The organism is Marinomonas phaeophyticola (genome assembly GCF_026966905.1).
In the GTDB taxonomy this organism is placed as follows: Bacteria; Pseudomonadota; Gammaproteobacteria; order Pseudomonadales; family Marinomonadaceae; genus Marinomonas; species Marinomonas phaeophyticola.
Genome location: NZ_JAPUBN010000019.1, coordinates 1 through 22,736, shown reverse-complemented (window position 1 = coordinate 22,736; position 22,736 = coordinate 1). Strand labels below are relative to the sequence as shown.

Sequence of the window (22,736 nt, the reverse complement as noted above, 5' to 3'; positions counted from 1 at the left end):
CTCAAGTACGAAATGAATTCAGCAATGCCTGAGCGATATCTCGTTCGGATCGCAACTCATTAAAAGAAGGAATATTATCATCTCTTTCTAACAAGACAGGAACTGGACCAAAGTGTTTTAATGATAAAGATAAATAATGCCAGACCTGATCATCTACGGCGGCACCATGACTATCAATTAATAATGCATCAGCGAATTGTTCATCTTGCGAAAAGCCAGCAATATGAATTTCGCCTACAACACTGGGATCAATACGTGAAAAGTAATCCTGAATATTCAAACCGCAATTTCTATGACTGATATAAAGGTTATTTACGTCTACCAACAACCCACATCCCGTCCTTTTCACCGCTTCCATTAAAAAATCAGGCTCATCTAACTCAGAGACAAAATCCAAATAATTACTTGGATTTTCTATTAAAATAGGACGTTCAATGGCATTCTGGTAACGATCTATACCATCACATAATTGCTGTAATGCTTGATCGGTTTTAGGGAGGGGTAATAAATCAGCAAAATAACTTTCTTGATGGGCCGACCAAGTCGCATGTTCAGATACTAAAGCAGGATTAAATTGTTTCACCAACTTTCTGACTTCTCGTAAGTGCTCTGAAAAATTATCAAAAACATTTCCCAAAGACGCACCTACGCCATGCAAGCTAATAGGAAATCGTTGAGCAACCTGCTGTAAGTAATCTAAACGAGGACCACCTCCAACAAAAAAGTTTTCGGTATGAAATTCAAACCAATAACTTGAGTCGATTAAATTTAAAGCCTCATCATAATGCTGAGGCTTTAAATTAATACCAGCTAACCCTTTTAAAGGTAATAAGCTCATCGTTACGACAATGAATTAAAATGCACTTTTAGAAGCATTACCATTAGGCGTCATTATAAACTCACAGCTACCTTTAGGTGCGTATGTCCAAGCGTTAGATTGGAAATCTACTGTTGATGTACCTTCACAGCTTGTACCTGCACCCGCTTTACAATCATTGTCACCAGCAAGAGCGATACCGTAGCAACGGTCTTTGCGACCACGAATACTTTCTCCACCAACCCATTCAGAGAACTGAGCTTTAATTGCTTCTGGAGCATTTGACGCAATAGATAATTGATCATTTGGTTTTGCATCCGCAACAGTTGAGAAAGTAGCCGCAGCGGCTGCGCCAGCGATAAGAGCTTTATTTAAATTAAGTTTCATAGTTAGTGCCTCATAATTTCATTTGAAAAATTGTTAATTAATGCGCATGTGAAATAATAGACCCCTATGAAAAAAGTTAGTTCATTTTTTTTGTAATTTTATTTTCCTAATTGTTCAGATAGTTCGGTAGCCGTTAATAGCTTCCCTTCATCTTCAATATTAGGGAAGACTGCAATAGAAACTTCATCCGTGATTAAGCTAGGTAACCAAGTTGATTTAAACGTAGCTAGATCGATTAAGACTGGCTCGCAATCATCCCAATCATCTACAGCCCATTGCGCAGCAAACTCTGCATCAGGCCATACCATAACGCAATCACCTTCGTCCGTCTCAACCATAACGAAGCCTTGTTCGTTACTTAAGCTCCATAGCTGACTTGAGCTCTTAACTTGCTCTAAAAAATACGACAAACGCTCGTCATCAGGAGACGCTAGCAACATAACCCTTTGATCAACAGATAATTCTTGCGACATAAAATGCTCTCTTGTGTATTCACTGTTTGTTTATTCACTGTTTGTTTATTCACTTAAAGATATGATACAGCATATTGCAGAAATTTAACTTAAAGCGTTAATTTCACCTTCTGTGAGTGTTCTAAATTCACCTAATGCGAGCTCCTCACCTAAAGAAAGGCTGCCAATAGATTCTCTATGCAATGTATCAACATGGTTACCAACTGCCGCTAGCATACGCTTAACCTGATGGTATTTTCCTTCTTTTATAGACAAACGAATACACCTTTCTGAAATCAGCTCAACGTCTGCAGGCAAAGTTGGGGCTGATTCTCCATGTAACATGATGCCATTAGAAAGTTCAGTAATTGCATTGGTTGTAATAGGGGTAGATAGATGAACAATATACGTTTTAGAACACTCATGTTTGGGTGAAGTGATTTTATGTAACCACTGACCATCCGTTGTAAGTAATAACAAGCCTGTTGTATCGATATCCAAACGCCCCACTACTTTTAAATCTTTATGTAAATTAGCGGGAATCAGATCCAATACCGTTGCGTGTTCGTCATCTTGCGTTGCACAAACATAATCCACGGGCTTATGTAACATGTAATAACGTTCTGACGGCCACCCTACTGTAACGCCATCGAGAGTGACCTCATCACTTTCTTTAACCTGAGTGTTCGCCTTTTTGACGACAGTACTATTGATTTTAATACGGCCTCTAGTAATGTTTAATTTTGCGTCTTTACGGCTCATGCCTTCAGCATGGGATAGGTAGAAATCTAGTCTCAATTGAGTTCTCTCGTGATCATGAATGGTTAAAAAGTTTCGAATGTAGGCTCGACTTCTTTATAAAAAAAAGTAGTTGCTTCTAAATTTCCATGTGCGCCACGGGCATAATTTGGAATATCCCCAATAGCAATATAACCCATTTTAGTAAACAGGTGAGAAGCGCTGTCTTCTGTTCTTGTTTCCAAGAAAATTAATTGCTTTTGCATCGATGCGGCCACACGTTCAGCCCCCTCAATTAAAGCCTTAGCAAACCCGTTACCTTGAAAGTCATGCAATACGATTAACTTCTCAACCTTACAACGATGTAGTGCATCTGCCTTCGGAGAAGTTTCTATTTGTATTGTCCCGACTAAGCGATCCTCATCTCTTACAGCTAAAACCTGGCGATCATAACTAAGTAACTCTTCTTGAACCTTTAACCAATAATTTCTCGCTTCTTCTTCACTTAATGGTGGCAAAAAACCTATTGATGCCCCATTTTCAACCGCATCCGTCAATAAAAGCACTAAATCATCTAGGTAAGGTTCCAGTTTTTCTAACTTTAATAACACCATCTATCTTTCTCGTAAAATAATAAAATGTCTGTATAGGCTAAGTGAATAAAAGCAATAAGCCATGATAATTAGGTAATATTATATCTACCCGGTTTATGATTCACGGCAATAATAGAATTTAGAGCAATCGCACCTAGAATAGATACAACAATAAGAATCCAGTCTACAGTAAAGACAGACAAGAAAATAACCGCACTATCGACACACATTTGGAATTTCCCCATAGAAACACCACGGGTTTGAGCCAAATATCGAGCCAGAATATTTAACCCACCTAAACTCGCATTATGGCGGAAAAGCATTAAGAAACCCGCTCCAATCAAAAAACCACCAACAATACTGGCATATAAAGAATTCATTGCTTCAAATTGAATAAAATTAGGTGTCATTTCAGAAAAGAACGATACTAGAAAAACAGAGAAGAAGGTTTTTGAGGTGAACTCCCAACCCATTTGTTTGATAGATAACCAATAAAAAGGCAAATTAATAACAAAAAATACCGTTCCAAAACTAAGTGATGTGGAGTATTGCACCAGAAAAGCCAACCCAGCGGTTCCGCCAGTTAACAAACCCACCTCTCCATACATGGTAACACCTAAAGAAATCAGTAAAGTACCAATCACCATAGCCTGAATATCTTCTAAAAAACTGTGTTTTACTACGTCTTTTTTTAAACTCATTTCTCTCTCTACTTAACACATTTTGGCATAAAATCCGGAATCATTATTCTAAAGTAAGGAACATTAGATAAGAAGTATAGATAGAAACCTGTTAGATAAAAAAGACAGTATCTGTACAATTTTATATACAGTTTTATGACGTTATCAGCTCTATATCAATGAACACCAGACGATGATCAGATGCCGTCTCAACAATAGACGACATGCTATCTAACAAGTTAGGCCAGTAAACACCGGAATTTAATACAAGTAAGTCTATAGAAGGCAAAACATAGTCAGCCCTCACTCTCCAATTTGCCGTATGGTATTCAGAATAATCAATATTAGGAGAGTGTTGTCTTGCTCCTTCACTTAAAGGAGTCACATCATTATTAACTCGTGTATGCGCCAATAGACCGCCGATACCACCACTAAAAGAGTCTCCCTCATTAATTGAAGCATTTAAGTCCCCTAAAATAACAAAAGATGCCCTCCTATCTAACCCTCCGTATTGGCCAAGATCATCATAAATATGGTTATTTTGAGACAAATATTCTGTCCAAAATCGTATTTCATCATGATTACGGCACGCGTTTCTTTTTTCTTTACCATCAAACACTGGCGGCGTAGGGTGAGAACATAAACAATGGATTGTCTGTCCTTCTATATCGATAGACAAATCCCAATGAGATTTTGAGCTTAAAGGTAAAATAGCCAGATCTTCTAAATCAAACCAATCACTACCATCTGCATGTTTTGGTAATTTTGCATTAGGCAAATCTTTCCACAAAAACTGTTGAAAAGTCCGAGATAACTTTAAGTCAATAGGAAATCGAGATAATACGGCCATTCCATATTGTCCTGGAAAAAAACCATAACCTAAAGCATCACTTCCTTCGTCGGAAACAAGGCCATCTTTATTCAAGTCTCGGCCAGAAGGTATACCAGTATTTACAGGGGCAATAAATGAGTATGAATAAGGCTCAATAAGAAGAGAAAGATAATTTTTTTGGAATAATTCAAGAGTACGATCGTCCGCATCGTAATCAAATTCATTTAATAAAATAATATCTGGAGATACGGCTGCTATCACTTGGGCAACTTGGCGAGCTTGACTATCCTGTTTCTTAGATAAAGCTCGCTTTAAGTCGCCTCCATTAGTTCGACTTAAAGCCGTATTAAAGGTTGCAATACGAATTACCACTCAATACCCGCTTGAGCCTTTACGCCATTTGCAAAAGCATGTCGCTCATTTTCAATTTTACTGTGTGTATCAACGGTATCTAACAAGCGTCTTGGAGCCGTTCGTCCTGTCATCATCACATTTTGATGAGACGGACGTGATGCCAATGCATCCAGTAACTCTTCAATTTGCAAATACCCATATTTATACATGTAGGTAATTTCATCCAATAGAATAAAATCAATTTCAGGGTCCGCTAGCATTGCCTTGGCAAGTTCCCAAGCCTGATCTGCGGCCTGCTTTTCAAGCTCTGGATTACGGGTTTCCCATGAAAAACCATGCCCCATAACATGAAATGATACTAAAGGATGCGCCCCGAAAAACAGCTGTTCTCCTGTCTCCTTACGCCCTTTAATAAATTGAATAACCGCGCATTTTTGTCCATGCCCAATGGCTCGAGTCATAGTGCCAAAACCACTAGAACTTTTACCTTTACCACTTCCGGTTAAAAGAATGGTTACGCCTCGCTCTTCTGTTGCTGACGCAATGCGCTCATCTACGATGGCTTTCTTTTTTAGTAACCTTGCTTCATTTGCTGAAACCGCGTCCACTTTCTCATTCATTAGTCATGTCTCTTCTTTTGATATAACAACCAATTTGGGTAATACAGGCCTTTTTTCATTGCCAAAACACGTAATACAAAAATAAAAGATACGGCGTAAATAGCATTAAATTCATGATCTGGAATGCTGTATTCTAAGATAACCATTAAAAACGCCCCAAGAAAAGCAGGGGTCGCATAAAATTCCCGTCCAAGTACCAAAGGAGACCTATGACTCAATACGTCTCGAATTATGCCGCCGACTATGCCGGTAATAACCCCCATGGTAATAGCAATCGTTGGAGAAAATCCGTAGAGAAGTACCCTCTCTGTCGCCACCACTGTAAATAAAGCTAATCCAAAAGCATCCGCATAGTTAAATAACCCTTCTCGATTCTCAATAACACGCACTGCGAAAAAAGCAAACATAGATGACATGGCCGCCACCCAGAGATATGAGGTATCTTTTACCCAATAAACGGTTTCCATGGATAAAATCACATCTCGAATCGTCCCCCCTCCAAGAGAAGTCACCATCCCCAAAAAAACAAGACTAAATAAGTCCATGCCCTTCTTGCCTGATGAAATTACCCCTGTAATCGCAAATGCAGCAATCCCAAACATACCCAAAATATATGACGTCATTCTTCTCTCATTATCATATGGATTTTAAATAATCCAAAACTATACAACCCAGTCCCCAGCACCCAATCGCTTTAACGTTATATAATCTCCATTAACTGACAGTTCAGTTACGCTGCAAAAGCCGACATCAATTGTGTATGCTTGATTTAAAGGCCAGTTACATAACATGGATACTAAAACCTTAATGACACCAGAGTGTGTAACCACAACAAGATTTTCTAACCCACAATTTTTCTGTCTCTGCCACCATGTATCCAATCGAGATCGAACATCCATTAATGATTCTCCATTAAAAGGCGTGTTAAATTCGAGATTTTCTCCCCACTTTTGAATCTCTTGCTGAGGAATCATCTTCCAAAGCTTTCCTTCCCAGTCGGCAAAATCTAGTTCAACTAACTCGTCTTCGGCTGTTGACGCTGTATTCAGATGTTGACCAAGTAAAGCCGCTCTCTTTAAAGGGCTATGCTGAAAGTAAACATCGCCTTTTAAGTTCTTATTCAGCCATGACTTTACGTGCCCTGCTTGAGTGCTCCAGCCGTCAGGCAAATCTAGATCAGTACGACCATAACAGGTTCCTACGGCTACATCAGGCTTAGGGTGGCGGATTAAAACCAATTTCAATACATCACCCCCTGTACCAAAGACAGTAATAACAATGACACTAATAGCAACACAATTTCTGCAAGCTGCTCACTAGCCCCTAAGGTATCACCGTTAAAACCTTGTAACTTCTGAGACAAATAAAGACGCATGAGTTTATCTAGCCCAAGAATAGAAACACTAAACACCAGCCCGCCTATTAAGCCAAACGTGACGACAGCCAATAAAAAACCAGGGGAAATAGCAAAACACAATTGCCGCAAAGATAAAGCGTCAATCATTTTAGCGGCTTTACTCTCACCAGAACTCACATAAGGCAGGTTTCTCATAATGAATAACGGCAGCACTCTGGCCGCTGAATGTATCAGCAACCAAATAGTAATAACCCAATAAGTAGAAGCCGATTCACTCAATATTCGAACCAGTAAAAAAAACTTAATCGTTAAGGCAAACCAAATAGCAATGGCCGCATAGCTACCAATGCTAGAGTCCTTCATGATCTGTAAGCGCGTCTCAATAGTCCAACCACCGACAAGACCATCCGCTGCATCCATTAAACCATCTTCGTGAAAAGACCCGGTAATAAGAACCGCAGTGAGTAACATAAATAACACTTGTAACTCATGACCGAGAAAACCAACAGCAAGAGGCCAGGCACTTAAAAGGCCGACAAGTAAACCAATCCATGGCAAAAAAGCCACAGGAGGTAAACTTGGTTTCGGCTTACTCCAATCCACCCATATAGGGAAACGAGTGTAAGTAACCAAAGAGCGTTTGGCACTCTCCCTAAAATCTGCCCATGGGTTCATTTACTAGAGACCTTCGCTAACACCAGCGCTTTCAAAACTGGCCATGTTATTAAGGAATACTGTCGCGCTTTGAATAATAGGTAAAGCAACAATCGCTCCCGACCCTTCACCTAATCGCATAGATAAGGATAAGATAGGCTTAGCCTTAAAATGAGCCAGTAAAGCCAAGTGAGCTTTCTCATGGGATTGATGGGCAAAAATGCCATAATCAACCACATGCGGGTTTAACTTTGACGCCAATAACAATGCCGCAGTACAGATGAAACCATCGATAACATAGGCGATGCCTAATTCTGCTGAGCGCAACATCGCTCCAGCCATAGCAACAACTTCAAATCCGGCCAATTCTTGAGCGATAACCTCAGGCGATAAATCGGTTATCGGTTGTTGATAAAACGCTTCTATTCGAGTAAATGCCGTTTCTATTACGGCTATTTTTTTCTCAATTCCAGCTGTCGTAGAGCCCGCACCAGCCCCTACACACTCTTTAACAGGTTTTGACAACAGCGCACTCATTAACGCGGCACCTATCGTTGTGTTGCCTATCCCCATTTCCCCAAAGAGTAAAATATTTTTACCTTCAGAATGAGCCAAATCGACTTCTTTAACACCCGCACCTAAAGCAAGCAGGAACTCAGCTTCGGTCATCGCAGGTGAGACAGAGAAATCTTTCGTTCCCATCCCCACCTTATGATTAGTTAGTAAAGGCACGGTCGCCAATTCAGCATTAACTCCAACATCGACTACTTGTAAAGGCACATTATGCTGTTGGCAAAACACACTTACCGCCGCGCCCCCTGCCAAAAAATTCAACACCATTTGCTGGGTTACTTCTTGAGGGAAAGGACTCACGCCTTGAACAGCTACGCCATTATCCCCTGCAAATACAAGCATTTTTGGCTTATCTACAGTGGGTGACGGTGAATTTTGAATTAGCCCCAGCTGCAAAGCTAATGTTTCTAGTATCCCAAGAGACCCCAGCGGCTTGGTTTTATTATTAATTTTTTCCATTAATGCAGACTCAAGCGATGTAGCAACCGGCTTAATGTCTGGAAAATTAAATGCTTTCACAAAGGTATTTCCTAGATTAATTCTTTAATGTACGCTGACGAACGATTTCATACAAACAAACACCTGTAGCAACAGAGACATTTAAGCTCGACACCACACCAGCCATAGGTAATTTCACCAAATAATCACATTGCTCACGGGTAAGTCGGCGCATTCCGTCACCTTCGGCTCCCATAACGATGGCACTTGAAATGGTTAAGTCATGTTCGTAAATGGTCTGAGTAGCCTCTCCGGCCGTGCCAAATATCCAAACGCCTTGGTCTTGTAGTTTTTTCATCGTTCTCGCAAGGTTAGTTACAGAGAAGACAGGAAGACTTTCTGCGGCCCCGCAAGCGACTTTGCTTACCGTTGCATTCAAAGGTGCTGATTTATCCTTTGGCATCACCAAGGCATGTGCACCTGCAGCATCAGCACTACGCAAACAAGCCCCTAAATTATGAGGATCCGTTATACCATCTAAAATCACAATTAATGCTGGTTCTTCTAAAGCGCCAACTAGCTTATGAAGCTCAGCTTCGTCTCCCGCTTTAGTGATTTCAGCAAGTGCGGCAGCACCTTGATGAACGACTCGCTCTTTATTGCCAGAAAAAAGTTTATCTATATCCTTTCTAGGAACAATGTTATTAGTCACTTTTTGTTCACGGCATAACTTCGTTAAACGCTGAATTTTTTTATCATCACGGCCTTCTTGAAAACGCACTTCTTTAATTTTCTCTGGCTGTTGCACTAACAAATTCTCAACAGCATGAATGCCGTAAACCCATTCTAAATCTGACATAATTACCTAATATTAAACCTGTAAATGTATTACGCTGTACCGGCTCTCGGCTTAGCATTGCTTTTTTTGCTTTTTTCTTAGCTTTTTTGACGACCGTACCTGTCTCTTTTTTTGTACTTGGTTTTGGTGCATCGCCTTTACTGTCTTTGCTTTTTATAAACGGCTTTTTTTCTTTTTTGGTTTACTTTTCTCTTCACCACTTTTCTTCGAGTCTATTTTCTTCGTTGATTTTTTTCACTTTAGTTCGACTTGGACGTGTATTCTCTCCATTGCCCTTACGATGCTTAGGTTTATTCGTCACTTCATTGGCATTTCCAGTAGCCCTTACCTCACTTTCTCTTGAAGTATCTTCATGACTAGTGTCACCTGTTACGTCAATAAGATCCTTTTTCTTAGCTCGGCCACCCAGTTCTAATGAAGGCAGTTGAGCCAATTGCATTTCTAGTTCTGACACATCATTACGCTTTATGGGTTTTGGTCGACGATTTTTATCATTCAACGAGCCATTATTTTGCAATTCTAAATCAATTTTTCTTTGTTCTAAGTTCACCTTAGCAACCAAAACGTTAAGAACGTCACCTAAACGATAAACACGTCCCGTACGCTCACCAATAATGGCTTGCAAGTCAGGATCATGAATAAAATAGTCTTTTCCTAAAGAAGATATATGAACTAGACCGTCGACAAAGAGATCTTTAAGTTCAACAAAAAGACCAAATGGAGTCACCGCAGTAACAACACCATCGAATGCTTCACCAATGTGCTGCTCTACATACTGGCATTTAAGCCATGATTCAACGTCTCGAGTGGCTTCATCCGCGCGTCGCTCAGTCATGGAGCAATTCGTTCCCAAATCATCCATTTGAGCATCATCATAACTGTAAATTTTGTTCTTTTTGATCTCTGGGCTGTTCGGTACACGATAAGCTTGAGTCACTTTTGGGCGACCTTCACCACGAATTAAGTAGCGAATGGCTCTATGAACAAGTAAATCAGGATAACGACGAATTGGTGAAGTAAAATGCGTATACGCTGTATAATTTAGGCCAAAATGTCCTTGATTATCCGCTTGGTAGGACGCCTGACTCATTGAACGCAACATCATAGTTTGAATACTACGAGCATCAACACGACCTTGAATTTGTTGGGACAACAAAGCATAGTCGTCTGGTGTCGGTTTTAAACCACCGCCTAATTCAAGACCCAAGACAGATAAATACGTTCTTAGTGTTTGTAAACGCTCTTCTTTTGGTCCTTCATGGACTCGAAATAATGCAGGGATATTCGCTTTCAATAAAAATTCTGCTGTGGCAACGTTTGCACACAACATACACTCTTCTATCAACTTGTGCGCATCATTGCGTTCAATAGGGACGATTTGCTCAATTTTGGAATCTTGGTCAAAAACCATGCGTGTCTCAACGGTGTCAAACTCCATTGCGCCACGTTCCGCCCTCGCCGATTTAAGGACATTGTAAAGCCCAAATAAAGCATCAATGTGAGAGACGATAGAAGAATAACGGAGTCTTAACTCTTCACCTTGATCATCTATCTCAGTTGCAATCATTTTAGCGACTTTTGAATAAGTTAGACGAGCATGGGAACAAATAATACCCTCATAAAATTTGTACCCACGCATCTTACCACGGGAAGTCAAAGAAATTTCAGCGACCATAACAAGACGATCAACATCTGGATTTAGGGAACATAAACCGTTCGATAAGACTTCTGGTAACATGGGAACAACGCGACCAGGAAAATAAACCGAGTTACCCCGAATGATCGCCTCTTCATCTAATGCAGTGCCTTTTTTCACATAATGTGAGACATCCGCTATCGCAACAAAAAGCTTCCAACCACCGGGGGTTTTTTCACAATATACAGCATCATCAAAATCGCGCGCGTCTTCACCATCAATCGTAACAAACGGCGTACTACGTAAATCCACTCGATTAACTTTATCTCCTTCTTCTACTTCGAAGCCAAAATGCTTAACTTGTTGTAAAACAGCAGCAGGCCAATCATTAGGGATATCGAACTTATGGATAGCGATATCTATTTCTAAACCAGGAGCCATAAAATCACCCAATACTTGGGTTACTATTCCTGTTGCCGCTTGACCTTTCTCAGGAAACGTTAGCAATTCGATCACTACATACTGTCCGTGCTTCGGCGTTAAACCAGACTCTTTTGATACTAAAATATCTTGTGCTATACGAGGGTTCTCAGGCGTCACAAAAGAAACTTGACTCTCCTCATAGTAACGACCAACCACTCGATGATTCTTTCTTTCTAACACCTCAACAACAATACCATCCAAACGTCCTTTGACGTTGCGTCCAGACAGTCTTACTGTGACTAGATCACCATCCATTGCACTTTGCATTTGACGAGAAGATAAGAAAATATCATCATCATTCTGACGTAATAAAAAGCCATGACCTTCTTTATTTCCTTGAACTCGACCTTCAATAAGGTCCGCCTCTTCAAGTATCGTATACTCATTATTAAGAGAATTAAGCTGATGGTCTCGTGCCATTGCAATTAAACGGCGACGCAATGCTTCTATTTCATCATCATTGCCAAGTTGGAAAATCCCACACATTTCTTCATGCCCAACAGGACGATTTTCACTGGCTAAAAATTCCAGTATAAACTCGCGGCTTGGGACTGGGTTTTCATATTTTGACGCTTCACGTTGTTGAAAGGGGTCATTTATATTTTTCTTACTCAAAGTCATTCTATCCTTCAATTAAGCAAGCTAAGTTTTCAGCTGGCTTTTAATGGTTTGCCTAACCTCTATATCGAACTCAAACAAAAGAGAATTGATAATAACCGTGAGGTGTGACAATTTTTATCCATTATAGAGCATAATCAAAGAATACTCTTTAATAGATGGAATAACGCAGAATTTCATTAATGATTAAACGAGAAGAATTCATCTTAAACACGGGAAAGTGATGGATCTTGATGGTAATACAAACACTATCTTGAGGATGAGACATGTTGAATGTATGAAATTCCACAACAAAGTCGCTAGTTTGATGTTTTTCCAATCATTTTTTTACGCCTGCGGCACAAAATTCAACCCTGTAAATACATGAGAAATTTTTTTCTTATAAAAATACGGTTAATTCAGTAGATAGATCAGTTTTTTCGATATATCTACTGACTAAAGACTAAACCCTATGTCGGTCCAAATTCATATCAGCCATCACTTTGGTGGAAATTTCTTCCACAGATAAACGTGTTGAATTCAAAAATGGAATTCTCTCTTGCCTATATAATGTCTCTACTTCAGATAATTCATAGCGACATTGACGCAAGGAAGCATATTTACTTGAAGCCATTCTACCGGTACGAATTTCATGTAATCTATTCGCATCAATGGTTAACCCATACAGCTTTTTCTTTTGTGCTTTTAATGCGGAAGGAAGCTTCAGGGGATCAAAATCATCCTCCGTTATTGGGTAGTTAGCCGCTTTGATTCCATATTGCATCGCTAGATACAAGCTGGTTGGTGTTTTTCCAGAGCGAGAGACACCTAAAAGAATCACATGAGCTTCATCTAAATTTTTAACGGAGCACCCGTCATCATTAGCTAAGGCGTAGTTTATCGCGTCAATTCGACCATCATAAACCCCCTCTTTAATCCCATGCGCTTTTTGTGCTGTTGGCCTCGCCTTTACCCCTAAGGCATTTTCTATTGGGGACAATAAATCACCAAATAAATTATAGCAATGACTGTCACTTGTTTGAATAATATCGCTAATAACAGGATCAGATATAGTATAAAAAACTAAGGTTTGGTGGCCTAACGCAATTTCATTATTAATTTGTTTACAGAAACCTCTAGCTTTATCTTCTGTTGTCAAAAACGGCACACTGATGGTATCAATTTTCACATCAAAAAAAGACAACATAGCCGACCCAAAGACTTCTGCGGTAATCGCAGTACCATCTGACACAAAGTACACTTTCATTTGTTTTTCCACCATTTTGTTGTTATTTGACAAGATCAATTTTCTTGATTGAAATAAAACTACATCAAATATTCAGGTTTATTCCTTCCTGCGAATCTCCCTACAATAAGTCAGCTTTGTGGGAAGCGTGTGATTGTTATTTTCATTACACCGAAAATAACCTAATCCGTAAATACAAGTTATAAAAATAATATCGCGTAAACATTAGGAGTCATCGTGAGCAAATTTATCAAGTGGTTTAAAGATCTTAAAATGACAGACGTAGATCAAGTAGGCGGTAAAAACGCCTCTCTTGGTGAAATGATCTCCAATTTAACCCGTTTAGGAATTCAAGTCCCAAATGGGTTTGCTACCACAGCTTACGCATATCAAACCTTTATTGTAGAAAGCGGTTTAGACGACAGAATTCATGCTTTATTAGATTCTTTGGACGTCGATGATGTTCATGCCTTAGCTGATGCAGGGTTAAAAATTCGCACCTGGATTGAAGAAGCGTCCTTTTCAGATGAGTTTAATAAAGAAATAGAGTCTGCATTTGCTGTACTCAGCGCAGACAACACAGACGCTTCTTTCGCTGTTCGATCTTCAGCAACCGCAGAAGATTTACCAGATGCCTCCTTTGCAGGACAACAAGAAACCTTCTTAAACGTATGCGGACTAGACAGCATAAAACTGTCCATTAAACGTGTCTTTGCCTCTTTATTCAACGACAGAGCCATCTCTTACCGAGTTCATCAAGGTTTTGAGCACAAAGGGGTTGCCCTTTCTGCCGGCATTCAAAAAATGGTCCGTAGCGATATCGGCGCCGCAGGGGTTCTATTCACGTTAGACACTGAATCAGGATTTGATGAAGTTATCTTCATTACTGCAGCATACGGTCTAGGTGAAATGGTCGTTCAAGGATCAGTGAATCCCGACGAGTTTTATGTCCACAAAAAGACGTTAATGAACAACAAACCTGCAGTCGTCCGAAAAACGTTAGGTAGCAAAGCTCAAAAAATGGAATACGCACCAGAGGGGTCTGACGAGTTTGTACAGATCGTCCCTGTAACACTAGAACAACAGAATGATTTTGCTCTTACTAATGATGAGATCGAAGATCTAGCCCGTCAGGCCTGCATCATTGAAACTCATTATCAAAGACCCATGGACATTGAGTGGGCTAAAGACGGTATTGATGGCAAAATCTACATTGTTCAAGCGCGTCCAGAGACCGTACGTAGTCAATCCAACCTCCAGAGTATGGAACGTTTTGTTCTTAAAGCAGAAAGCGATGTTTTAATCACAGGTCGTGCGATTGGACATAAAATAGGTTCTGGTTCAGTCAAAGTACTTTCATCCATTAACGAAATGGACAAAATCCAAGAAGGCGATGTTTTAGTAACCGACATCACAGACCCTGATTGGGAACCCATTATGAAAAAGGCTTCCGCTATCGTCACCAACCGAGGAGGAAGAACGTGTCATGCGGCGATTATTGCCCGTGAACTTGGTATACCTGCCGTTGTTGGTTGTGGCGATGCCACTAAGGTACTAAAAACAGATCAAGAAGTGACAGTGTCTTGCGCTCAAGGCGACATGGGTATGATTTACCAAGGTACTCTACCTTTTGAAGTTATTACTTCTGAAGTTGGAAACATGCCTGACATACCGGTTAAAGTCATGATGAATGTCGGTAATCCTAATCGAGCCTTCGACTTTGCTATGCTTCCTAATGCTGGAATTGGTTTAGCTCGCTTAGAATTCATCATTAACAGAATGATTGGAATTCACCCTAAAGCATTACTTGAATTCGATTCTCTTGATGCCAGTCTACAAGAAGAGATATCTCAGTGTATTGCTGGCTACAATAGTCCTGTTGAATTCTATGTCGACAAATTAGTAGAAGGTGTTTCTACCCTTGCCTGCTCTTTCTCCGACAAACCGGTCATTGTTAGATTGTCTGATTTTAAGTCCAATGAATACCACAACTTAATTGGCGGACCATTATTTGAGCCTGATGAAGAAAACCCAATGCTTGGTTTTCGTGGCGCCGCTCGCTATATAGACCCTTCATTTAAAGATTGCTTTGCCCTTGAGTGTGAGGCCATTAGAAGAGTTCGAAATGACATGGGATTCACCAACATTCAAATAATGATCCCATTTGTAAGAACCGTAGAAGAAGCACGCCAAGTAACTGAACTACTTAAAGAGCAGGGCTTAGCTCGCGGTGAAAATGACTTAAAAGTGGTCATGATGTGCGAACTTCCTTCTAATGCACTCTTAGCAGATCAGTTCTTAGAATATTTTGACGGCTTCTCTATTGGTTCTAACGATTTAACACAACTAACTCTTGGTTTAGACCGTGATTCAGGCCTTATCGCAGATAAGTTTGATGAGCGTAACGATGCTGTGAAAATTCTATTAAAAATGGCCATTTCAGCTTGTCGAGCAAAAGGAAAATATGTCGGTATTTGTGGTCAAGGCCCTTCCGATCATGCCGATTTCGCTGATTGGTTAGTAGAACAAGGAATTGAAAGCATCTCGTTAAATCCAGATACAGTTGTGGAAACCTGGCTGCATCTTGATGAGGTACTGAAAGGTAACACATCAAATCAGAAGGCTGTTTAATACCAGCCAAGCAGTCTAATTAATTCGGACTTGTACCCCTTTCAAAGCCGGAATAACTTAGACAAAATCTCTCTAGTTTGCCCCACTACAGCTTGTAATGGGGCTTTTTTACCTTTTTATGACAAGTATAAATAGACTTAAGTAATATTATTATCAATAATTCTCTCTAGTTAAACTGGATGATAAAAAAGATTTAAGAGAGCAAAAAAAACAGATGAAAATCGGTATCTTAAAATGCGACTCAGTCGATACAAGGTTAACAAAAGATCATGGTGAATATTCTGATATGTTTATTGATCTTTTAAGCGCTATAAACCCTTCTCTCACTTTTTCTATATATGATATTGAACGCCACCAATTCCCACAAATGCTATCAGAATGCGACGCCTACTTAATTACCGGAAGCCGTCACGGCGCGTACGAAAAACATAGCTGGATCCCCCCTTAGAGCAGTTGATTCGCTCCATAAAAAGTAACCCTACGATAAAATTACTTGGCATTTGCTTCGGTCATCAAATTATTGCACAAGCACTCGGTGGTGAAGTGAAAAAATCATCTAAAGGGTGGGGGTTAGGCGTCTCCACCACCAATGTTAGTACGGACTCTATTCCAGTTTGGGCAAACCTCAATAAAAAGGAACAGTTGAATTTAATTGTTATACACCAAGATCAGGTCATCGAAGCTCCAAAGCATAGCCACGTTATTTTAAAAAACGACTTCTGCCCGAATTACATGCTAAATATTACCCCTAATATTTTAACCATTCAAGGACACCCTGAATTCAATAAAGCGTATCTCCAAAGTCTCATGAACATAAAGCAAGACATTATTCCCAAAACTACATTATTAGAAGCCACAAAATCTTTAGAAAAGCATACCGATGAAAAAATTATCGCCCATTGGTTTAGCGAATTCCTCTCTCAAAAATAACCTACTCTGCCTATAATCTCTCAGATACCATTCAGATAGTACGTCTAATTCTAGTCATAAAACGTATTATCTTGATCTGAAATGAAGTAGCGCCATTACATACAAAAAACCTATTAATTAGATTGAGTTTGAAATTTTTAATTATATGCCTTGTGTCATTTAAAAATTGCTTTATCCTGTTACACCTTCTGTTTCGTCATTTATATTTATACTAGATAACTGGCTTAGCTTACTGCTTACTGCTTACTAGGATTAAATATGTCTTCCCCTCTACGTGTCCGCTATCAAACTATTGAGTTAGGTAGTAGTGATATACATATATGTACTTTACGCGATAATCAAGAATTCAGTGATCCTAAAGGTATTGCCGAAGCCTTAGGGATCTCCTCAGCTTCCTGGCCTCTTTTTGGTATTGTATGGCCATCAGGGTTAGTACTGGCAAACTATTTATTAGATTATAAAACCGAAGGCAAGCGGATTTTAGAAATTGGTTGCGGCATAGCCCTATCTAGCTTACTTCTTAATCATCGAAATGAAGATATTACGGCTACCGACTATCACCCAGAAGTGGAAAGCTTTCTTAATAGAAATACGCTTTTAAATGATGACAAAGACATTACTTTTGAAAGGGTAGATTGGGCTAACGATGAGAGCACACTTGGAAAATTCGACTTGATCGTTGGTAGTGACCTTTTATACGAAGATCAGCACATTCTATTATTAGCGAACTTCATACAAAACCACGCCAATGATAAATGCGAAGTGATATTAGTAGACCCAGGCAGAGGCAGAAAAAGTAAACTGACAACTAAAATGACTGAATTTGGCTTTGAAAACAGACATTTTAAACCTTTGCATACAGACTATTTAACAAACCAATTTAAAGGACACATCCTTAAATTTGACCGATAATGGTCCAGTTATTCATAGGATAACATGATGCCTATTTACGACGAAGTTGACGATACAAGGCCATTACTTCGCTTTAGGAAACCGACGATTCATAATAGAATATTAGACAACATTAAATAACTACATCATCTTCTTCTCTAAACTCAATCAAAGCCTGCTCAAATTTATCTAGGCCATATTCAAAGTCATTTCTTGAATTAAACCCACCTAAAGAGACTCTTATGCCATTCACTTGGGGTAGAGTCGATCGCGGAGAGCAAAACAAATCAGCGGTTCTGACCTTAATTTTCTTTGACGCCAAAAAATTATTAAACTGATTTACATTAATGCCATTTGGTAACTCTAGCCATACATTTAAGCCACCCGAACGCGTATTAAAACCATATTTACCTACAAGCCCCTGAAAAGCGTCCTGCCTATAACGCATTTCATCTTCTAACAATGATTGGTTATGTTGGAAACTATCTCTAATGATAAAACGCGCGGCTAACTCTATATTTAACGTTGAAACCATCCAACATTGACTATGAATACTTAAATTAAATGCCTGCTGCCAAGATTTAGGAACCAAACTATAAGCCACTCTTAACCCGCCAGCGACATACTTAGATAGACTAGATAGGTAAAATACTCTTTCGGGTGCCTGTTGCTGTAACGGTACTCTCCAGTCCTCAGGCAAACAATAATTTACATCATCTTCAATAATATAAAACTGATATTTTCCACTTAACCTAACAATTGCATCTAACTGTTTTTTAGAATATTTGATATTTGTTGGGTTTTGTATATTTGGTGTAACGTACAAAATCTTAGGTTTAAACTGCAAACAGTATTCCTCTAATATGGCGAGATCTAAACCGTCATTCGTCAAAGGAACCCCTAATGGCTTAAGCTTGTTCGCGTCTACCGCTCGAAAGAAACCTGGATATGCCAACGCTTCGTGGAGTACGTAATCTCCTTCACTAGCCAGAACCTGTAAGCAAGTATAAATTCCTTGCTGTGCTCCTTGTGTAAACGCAATATCGCTTAAATCTGCCCTAATGCCCTTTTTGCCTAACCAAGACAAAAATGCTTGTTTATGCTTCAAAATACCCTGTGGCGCATAATTCAAAATACTTTTAATAGAATTTTGATCTTGGGCCAATTCATTTAAAGCACATTTAACTAAAGCCTGCTGACCCAACATCGGTTGCATACTCGATGCAAAATCATATTCACTTTCAGATAGTGTAGATATATGCGGTCTAGAACTACTAACATAAGTCCCTGAGCCGAGTTTTGCTTTTACCAGGCCCATTTCCTCTAGTAGATCATAAGCCCTTGTTACCGTTCCATGAGTGATACTTAATTGATCAGCTAAGTTTCGTTGGGGAGGCAGTTTTTGCTGGTCTGACAACCCTCCAGAAAGAATTTCTTGCTCAATAATAAATGCCAACGCTTTGTATTTTGGGAACTTAGTACAAGCATTGTTAAAGTCGTTTTCATTAATTTCCAAAATTGTACCCATAACAATAAAATAATTGCCTTGAATTTTATAATGTGAGAACTTTAAAATCAAAATGTAATAACAATTGTATTGATACAATATAAAAAGAGATTTATTTTGAGAATGAATTATGAATAATGCTTTAATTGAACTGGTTCCTGCAATAATTTTATTTTGCTTAATTAGCACAATCACCCCAGGACCAAACAATATTTTACTGGCTCATTCAGGAGCTCACTTTGGTTTAAGAAAAACGTTACCCCATGTCATGGGTATACGGTGTGGCATGACAATCCTGCATCTAACAATCCTTCTCGGTTTAAGTGAACTATTTAAACATTGGCCATATATGCATAAAGCATTTACCGTCATTGCTGCAAGCTACATTGTTTATATGTCCATTAAAATAGCGCTATCAAAAATGCAGAGCTCGAATAAAGATCTGCAACCTATAAGCACAATCCAAGCCGCTTGCTTCCAACTAATCAACCCTAAATCATGGGCAACATTAATTACCATCAGCACCGTATTTACTCTAAGTGGGGACTTGTTTTGGCCTTCAGCAATACTCGGAATACTCATTGTTAATGTTGCAACTTTGCCAGGTTCATTTATGTGGATTACGATAGGAAAATTAGTTTCACATAAGCTTCAACAACCAAAGTTCCACCGCTATTTCAATGTCACCATGGGGCTTTTACTTTTATCCACTTTACCCATGATGTTTATATAAGTTAGTGACAATATTTATTTTAACGCTATGTGAAGAGTATCTGCAGGAAACAAAGGCCGGAACTCATCTCGATAGTAGCACGACTCTCTATACGTTTGTCGCTCAATCTTCACAAGCTATTCGGTGCCATCTCCATTAATTTATTCAACCCTTCTGGTTGAGTTATTCATTAATCAATAGCAACTTATATTTGTTGAGGGTGTAGCTTTAAATGATCCATAGTCTCTCTCGTTTTTGTTTGTTTTTGATCGGAAAAAATTAAATTAAACGAAAGAGAGACGCTTTTTTAAAGCCTCTGGCAGACACACTTACTGGACGGCATGGCTGAATGTGCACAGCAAATAGTTGGAGTAACGACTTGAAAGGTAGGTCGGCATTGATGCCGACAAAAAGAGGCTCATCAGGATAAGTTGATTGGTTGCTCTTGAAGAGCAATACAGGTCGGAACTTATTACGCACAAACATTGTCGGTCTGAAGTCGCCATTAATCTCAACAGGAGATGTAAGTCGGGATTCATCCCGACAAAAAGTATCATGTTAGTCAATATAGGTATGCTGTGTGGCATTATTGTTGGCCTAAAGGCCAACCTACGGGAGATGTAAGTCGGGATTCATCCCGACAAAAAGTATCATGTTAGTCGATATAGGTATGCTGTGTGGCATTATTGTTGGCCTAAAGGCCAACCTACAGACGAAAAAAAGCCCTGACAGGATAACCTATCAGGGCTTTCTAAATAAAACTTGACGACGACCTACTCTCACATGGCGAATGCCACACTACCATCGGCGATGACGCTTTTCACTTCTGAGTTCGGGATGGGATCAGGTGGTTCAACGTCTCTATGATCGTCAAGCAAACGGGTTGCGTTCGTTCTGAGTGTCGGTGTTAAGCCGTTAGGCTTAATCCAGCAGGTTCACTCACAACACGCCAATACGTGCTTGAATCTTTAACAATGCTTTTTTTGAAATAGCGATAACCAAGTATCAAACCAGCACACCATTGCTGATGCTGTCGTAATCTGTGTCTCTATGATCTTTTCATGATGCCGTTTGACCCTTCTCTTTACGAGTTTTCTCAGTCTCTCTTTATCACTCAAAACCACTTTGGTGTTATATGGTCAAGCCTCACGAGCAATTAGTATTGGTTAGCTCAATGCCTCACAGCACTTACACACCCAACCTATCAACGTCGTAGTCTTCAACGGCTCTTTAGGGGACTTATGTCCCAGTGAGATCTCATCTTGAGGGAGGCTTCCCGCTTAGATGCTTTCAGCGGTTATCCCGTCCGAACATAGCTACCCGGCAATGCCACTGGCGTGACAACCGGAACACCAGAGGTTCGTCCACTCCGGTCCTCTCGTACTAGGAGCAGCTCCTCTCAAATCTCAAACGTCCACGGCAGATAGGGACCGAACTGTCTCACGACGTTCTAAACCCAGCTCGCGTACCACTTTAAATGGCGAACAGCCATACCCTTGGGACCGGCTTCAGCCCCAGGATGTGATGAGCCGACATCGAGGTGCCAAACACCGCCGTCGATGTGAACTCTTGGGCGGTATCAGCCTGTTATCCCCGGAGTACCTTTTATCCGTTGAGCGATGGCCCTTCCATACAGAACCACCGGATCACTAAGACCTACTTTCGTACCTGCTCGACGTGTCTGTCTCGCAGTTAAGCGCGCTTTTGCCTTTACACTCTACGCATGATTTCCGACCATGCTGAGCACACCTTCGTGCTCCTCCGTTACTCTTTGGGAGGAGACCGCCCCAGTCAAACTACCCACCACACAGTGTCCTCGATCCCGATAAGGGACCTGAGTTAGAACCTCAAACATACCAGGGTGGTATTTCAAGTTTGGCTCCACTAGAACTGGCGTCCTAGTTTCAAAGCCTCCCACCTATCCTACACAAGTAGGTTCAAAGTTCACTGTGAAGCTATAGTAAAGGTTCACGGGGTCTTTCCGTCTAGCCGCGGATACACAGCATCTTCACTGCGATTTCAATTTCACTGAGTCTCGGGTGGAGACAGTGTGGCCATCGTTACGCCATTCGTGCAGGTCGGAACTTACCCGACAAGGAATTTCGCTACCTTAGGACCGTTATAGTTACGGCCGCCGTTTACTGGGGCTTCGATCAAGAGCTTCGCTTACGCTAACCCCATCAATTAACCTTCCAGCACCGGGCAGGCGTCACACCCTATACGTCCACTTTCGTGTTTGCAGAGTGCTGTGTTTTTAATAAACAGTCGCAGCCACCTGGTATCTTCGACCGATCAATGCTTACGGAGTAAATCCTTCACACTAACCGGCGCACCTTCTCCCGAAGTTACGGTGCCATTTTGCCTAGTTCCTTCACCCGAGTTCTCTCAAGCGCCTTGGTATTCTCTACCTGACCACCTGTGTCGGTTTGGGGTACGGTTCATGCATATCTGAAGCTTAGAAGTTTTTCCTGGAAGCATGGCATCAACTACTTCGTCCAAAAGAGGACTCGTCATCAGTTCTCGGTCTTAAGAGGGCCCGGATTTACCTAAGCTCTCAACCTACCACCTTAAACACGGACAACCATCGCCGTGCTAGCCTAGCCTTCTCCGTCTCTCCATCGCAATATACATAAGTACAGGAATATTAACCTGTTTCCCATCGACTACGCATTTCTGCCTCGCCTTAGGGGCCGACTCACCCTGCCCTGATTAGCATGGGACAGGAAACCTTGGTCTTCCGGCGGGGAAG

Annotated in this window: 20 protein-coding genes and 2 rRNA genes; 4 read left to right on the top strand and 18 right to left on the bottom strand. The window is 40.4% G+C overall.

Annotated features, from left to right (window positions below; translation table 11 throughout):
* Window position 1: 1 nt before the first annotated feature.
* From bufB to O1D97_RS14130, 15 genes are all read right to left on the bottom strand, one after another.
* Complete coding sequence (bufB, locus tag O1D97_RS14200) at window positions 2–838, bottom strand: MNIO family bufferin maturase (RefSeq protein ID WP_269126600.1); 837 nt, start codon at window positions 836–838, stop codon at window positions 2–4.
* 15 nt (window positions 839–853) lie between these two features.
* A complete protein-coding gene (locus O1D97_RS14195) occupies window positions 854–1,204 on the bottom strand; it encodes a BufA1 family periplasmic bufferin-type metallophore (protein ID WP_269126598.1) in 351 nt (116 codons plus the stop codon).
* Between the two features lie 98 nt (window positions 1,205–1,302).
* Window positions 1,303–1,677: a DUF2750 domain-containing protein gene (locus tag O1D97_RS14190; protein ID WP_269126596.1), complete on the bottom strand. Its 375-nt coding sequence runs from the start codon at window positions 1,675–1,677 to the stop codon at window positions 1,303–1,305.
* An 84-nt stretch (window positions 1,678–1,761) separates the two neighbouring features.
* On the bottom strand, window positions 1,762–2,454 hold the full coding sequence (locus O1D97_RS14185) for a pseudouridine synthase (protein ID WP_269126594.1): 693 nt from the start codon (window positions 2,452–2,454) through the stop codon (window positions 1,762–1,764).
* 26 nt (window positions 2,455–2,480) lie between these two features.
* Window positions 2,481–3,008 (bottom strand): GNAT family N-acetyltransferase, encoded by a 528-nt coding sequence (locus tag O1D97_RS14180; RefSeq protein ID WP_269126592.1) that lies wholly within the window; start codon window positions 3,006–3,008, stop codon window positions 2,481–2,483.
* A gap of 68 nt (window positions 3,009–3,076) precedes the next feature.
* On the bottom strand, window positions 3,077–3,688 hold the full coding sequence (locus O1D97_RS14175) for a YitT family protein (RefSeq protein WP_269126590.1): 612 nt from the start codon (window positions 3,686–3,688) through the stop codon (window positions 3,077–3,079).
* Between the two features lie 133 nt (window positions 3,689–3,821).
* Complete coding sequence (locus tag O1D97_RS14170) at window positions 3,822–4,871, bottom strand: endonuclease/exonuclease/phosphatase family protein (RefSeq protein WP_269126588.1); 1,050 nt, start codon at window positions 4,869–4,871, stop codon at window positions 3,822–3,824.
* Entirely contained in the window at window positions 4,865–5,473 is a 609-nt protein-coding gene (gene cobO, locus O1D97_RS14165) for a cob(I)yrinic acid a,c-diamide adenosyltransferase (RefSeq protein WP_269126586.1), read from the bottom strand. Before cobO ends, O1D97_RS14170 begins: the two co-directional genes overlap by 7 nt.
* Window positions 5,473–6,096: a trimeric intracellular cation channel family protein gene (locus O1D97_RS14160; RefSeq protein ID WP_269126584.1), complete on the bottom strand. Its 624-nt coding sequence runs from the start codon at window positions 6,094–6,096 to the stop codon at window positions 5,473–5,475. Before O1D97_RS14160 ends, cobO begins: the two co-directional genes overlap by 1 nt.
* A 39-nt stretch (window positions 6,097–6,135) precedes the next feature.
* Window positions 6,136–6,717 (bottom strand): histidine phosphatase family protein, encoded by a 582-nt coding sequence (locus O1D97_RS14155; RefSeq protein ID WP_269126582.1) that lies wholly within the window; start codon window positions 6,715–6,717, stop codon window positions 6,136–6,138.
* Window positions 6,714–7,505: an adenosylcobinamide-GDP ribazoletransferase gene (locus O1D97_RS14150; RefSeq protein WP_269126580.1), complete on the bottom strand. Its 792-nt coding sequence runs from the start codon at window positions 7,503–7,505 to the stop codon at window positions 6,714–6,716. Before O1D97_RS14150 ends, O1D97_RS14155 begins: the two co-directional genes overlap by 4 nt.
* A 3-nt stretch (window positions 7,506–7,508) precedes the next feature.
* Window positions 7,509–8,576: a nicotinate-nucleotide--dimethylbenzimidazole phosphoribosyltransferase gene (cobT, locus tag O1D97_RS14145; RefSeq protein WP_269126578.1), complete on the bottom strand. Its 1,068-nt coding sequence runs from the start codon at window positions 8,574–8,576 to the stop codon at window positions 7,509–7,511.
* 16 nt (window positions 8,577–8,592) lie between these two features.
* A complete protein-coding gene (gene rlmB / locus O1D97_RS14140) occupies window positions 8,593–9,354 on the bottom strand; it encodes a 23S rRNA (guanosine(2251)-2'-O)-methyltransferase RlmB (RefSeq protein WP_269126576.1) in 762 nt (253 codons plus the stop codon).
* A 193-nt stretch (window positions 9,355–9,547) separates the two neighbouring features.
* Window positions 9,548–12,094 (bottom strand): ribonuclease R, encoded by a 2,547-nt coding sequence (gene rnr / locus O1D97_RS14135; protein ID WP_269126575.1) that lies wholly within the window; start codon window positions 12,092–12,094, stop codon window positions 9,548–9,550.
* A gap of 439 nt (window positions 12,095–12,533) precedes the next feature.
* A complete protein-coding gene (locus O1D97_RS14130) occupies window positions 12,534–13,337 on the bottom strand; it encodes a pyruvate, water dikinase regulatory protein (RefSeq protein ID WP_269126573.1) in 804 nt (267 codons plus the stop codon).
* A gap of 216 nt (window positions 13,338–13,553) precedes the next feature.
* Here O1D97_RS14130 and ppsA point away from each other — a divergent pair, with 216 nt between their 5' ends.
* From ppsA to O1D97_RS14115, 3 genes are all read left to right on the top strand, one after another.
* Window positions 13,554–15,947, top strand: coding sequence for a phosphoenolpyruvate synthase (ppsA, locus tag O1D97_RS14125; protein WP_269126571.1), 2,394 nt, complete (start codon window positions 13,554–13,556; stop codon window positions 15,945–15,947).
* A 453-nt stretch (window positions 15,948–16,400) separates the two neighbouring features.
* Window positions 16,401–16,877, top strand: a complete 477-nt coding sequence (locus O1D97_RS14120; RefSeq protein WP_269126569.1) for a glutamine amidotransferase-related protein — start codon at window positions 16,401–16,403, stop codon at window positions 16,875–16,877.
* A gap of 258 nt (window positions 16,878–17,135) precedes the next feature.
* On the top strand, window positions 17,136–17,789 hold the full coding sequence (locus O1D97_RS14115; RefSeq protein ID WP_269126567.1) for a class I SAM-dependent methyltransferase: 654 nt from the start codon (window positions 17,136–17,138) through the stop codon (window positions 17,787–17,789).
* Window positions 17,790–17,901: 112 nt separating this feature from the next.
* On the opposite strand, the gene O1D97_RS14110 is transcribed toward O1D97_RS14115, so the two are convergent.
* Entirely contained in the window at window positions 17,902–19,296 is a 1,395-nt protein-coding gene (locus tag O1D97_RS14110) for an aminotransferase-like domain-containing protein (protein ID WP_269126566.1), read from the bottom strand.
* A 109-nt stretch (window positions 19,297–19,405) separates the two neighbouring features.
* Between O1D97_RS14110 and O1D97_RS14105 the strand changes: the two genes are divergently transcribed.
* Complete coding sequence (locus O1D97_RS14105; protein ID WP_269126564.1) at window positions 19,406–20,008, top strand: LysE family translocator; 603 nt, start codon at window positions 19,406–19,408, stop codon at window positions 20,006–20,008.
* Window positions 20,009–20,747: 739 nt separating this feature from the next.
* Here the strand turns inward: O1D97_RS14105 and rrf are convergent.
* Both rrf and O1D97_RS14095 read right to left on the bottom strand, forming a co-directional pair.
* Window positions 20,748–20,862 (bottom strand): 5S ribosomal RNA (gene rrf / locus O1D97_RS14100).
* A gap of 260 nt (window positions 20,863–21,122) precedes the next feature.
* A 23S ribosomal RNA gene (locus O1D97_RS14095) occupies window positions 21,123–22,736 on the bottom strand; the annotation flags it as partial.

Coding starts and splice junctions, on each gene's coding strand:
- bufB (WP_269126600.1), bottom strand. CDS start 838: ATGAGCTTATTACCTTTAAAAGGGTTAGCTGGTATTAATTTAAAGCCT.
- O1D97_RS14195 (WP_269126598.1), bottom strand. CDS start 1,204: ATGAAACTTAATTTAAATAAAGCTCTTATCGCTGGCGCAGCCGCTGCG.
- O1D97_RS14190 (WP_269126596.1), bottom strand. CDS start 1,677: ATGTCGCAAGAATTATCTGTTGATCAAAGGGTTATGTTGCTAGCGTCT.
- O1D97_RS14180 (WP_269126592.1), bottom strand. CDS start 3,008: ATGGTGTTATTAAAGTTAGAAAAACTGGAACCTTACCTAGATGATTTA.
- O1D97_RS14175 (WP_269126590.1), bottom strand. CDS start 3,688: ATGAGTTTAAAAAAAGACGTAGTAAAACACAGTTTTTTAGAAGATATT.
- cobO (WP_269126586.1), bottom strand. CDS start 5,473: ATGAATGAGAAAGTGGACGCGGTTTCAGCAAATGAAGCAAGGTTACTA.
- O1D97_RS14160 (WP_269126584.1), bottom strand. CDS start 6,096: ATGACGTCATATATTTTGGGTATGTTTGGGATTGCTGCATTTGCGATT.
- O1D97_RS14150 (WP_269126580.1), bottom strand. CDS start 7,505: ATGAACCCATGGGCAGATTTTAGGGAGAGTGCCAAACGCTCTTTGGTT.
- rlmB (WP_269126576.1), bottom strand. CDS start 9,354: ATGTCAGATTTAGAATGGGTTTACGGCATTCATGCTGTTGAGAATTTG.
- rnr (WP_269126575.1), bottom strand. CDS start 12,094: ATGACTTTGAGTAAGAAAAATATAAATGACCCCTTTCAACAACGTGAA.
- O1D97_RS14130 (WP_269126573.1), bottom strand. CDS start 13,337: ATGAAAGTGTACTTTGTGTCAGATGGTACTGCGATTACCGCAGAAGTC.
- O1D97_RS14115 (WP_269126567.1), top strand. CDS start 17,136: ATGTCTTCCCCTCTACGTGTCCGCTATCAAACTATTGAGTTAGGTAGT.
- O1D97_RS14110 (WP_269126566.1), bottom strand. CDS start 19,296: ATGGGTACAATTTTGGAAATTAATGAAAACGACTTTAACAATGCTTGT.
- O1D97_RS14105 (WP_269126564.1), top strand. CDS start 19,406: ATGAATAATGCTTTAATTGAACTGGTTCCTGCAATAATTTTATTTTGC.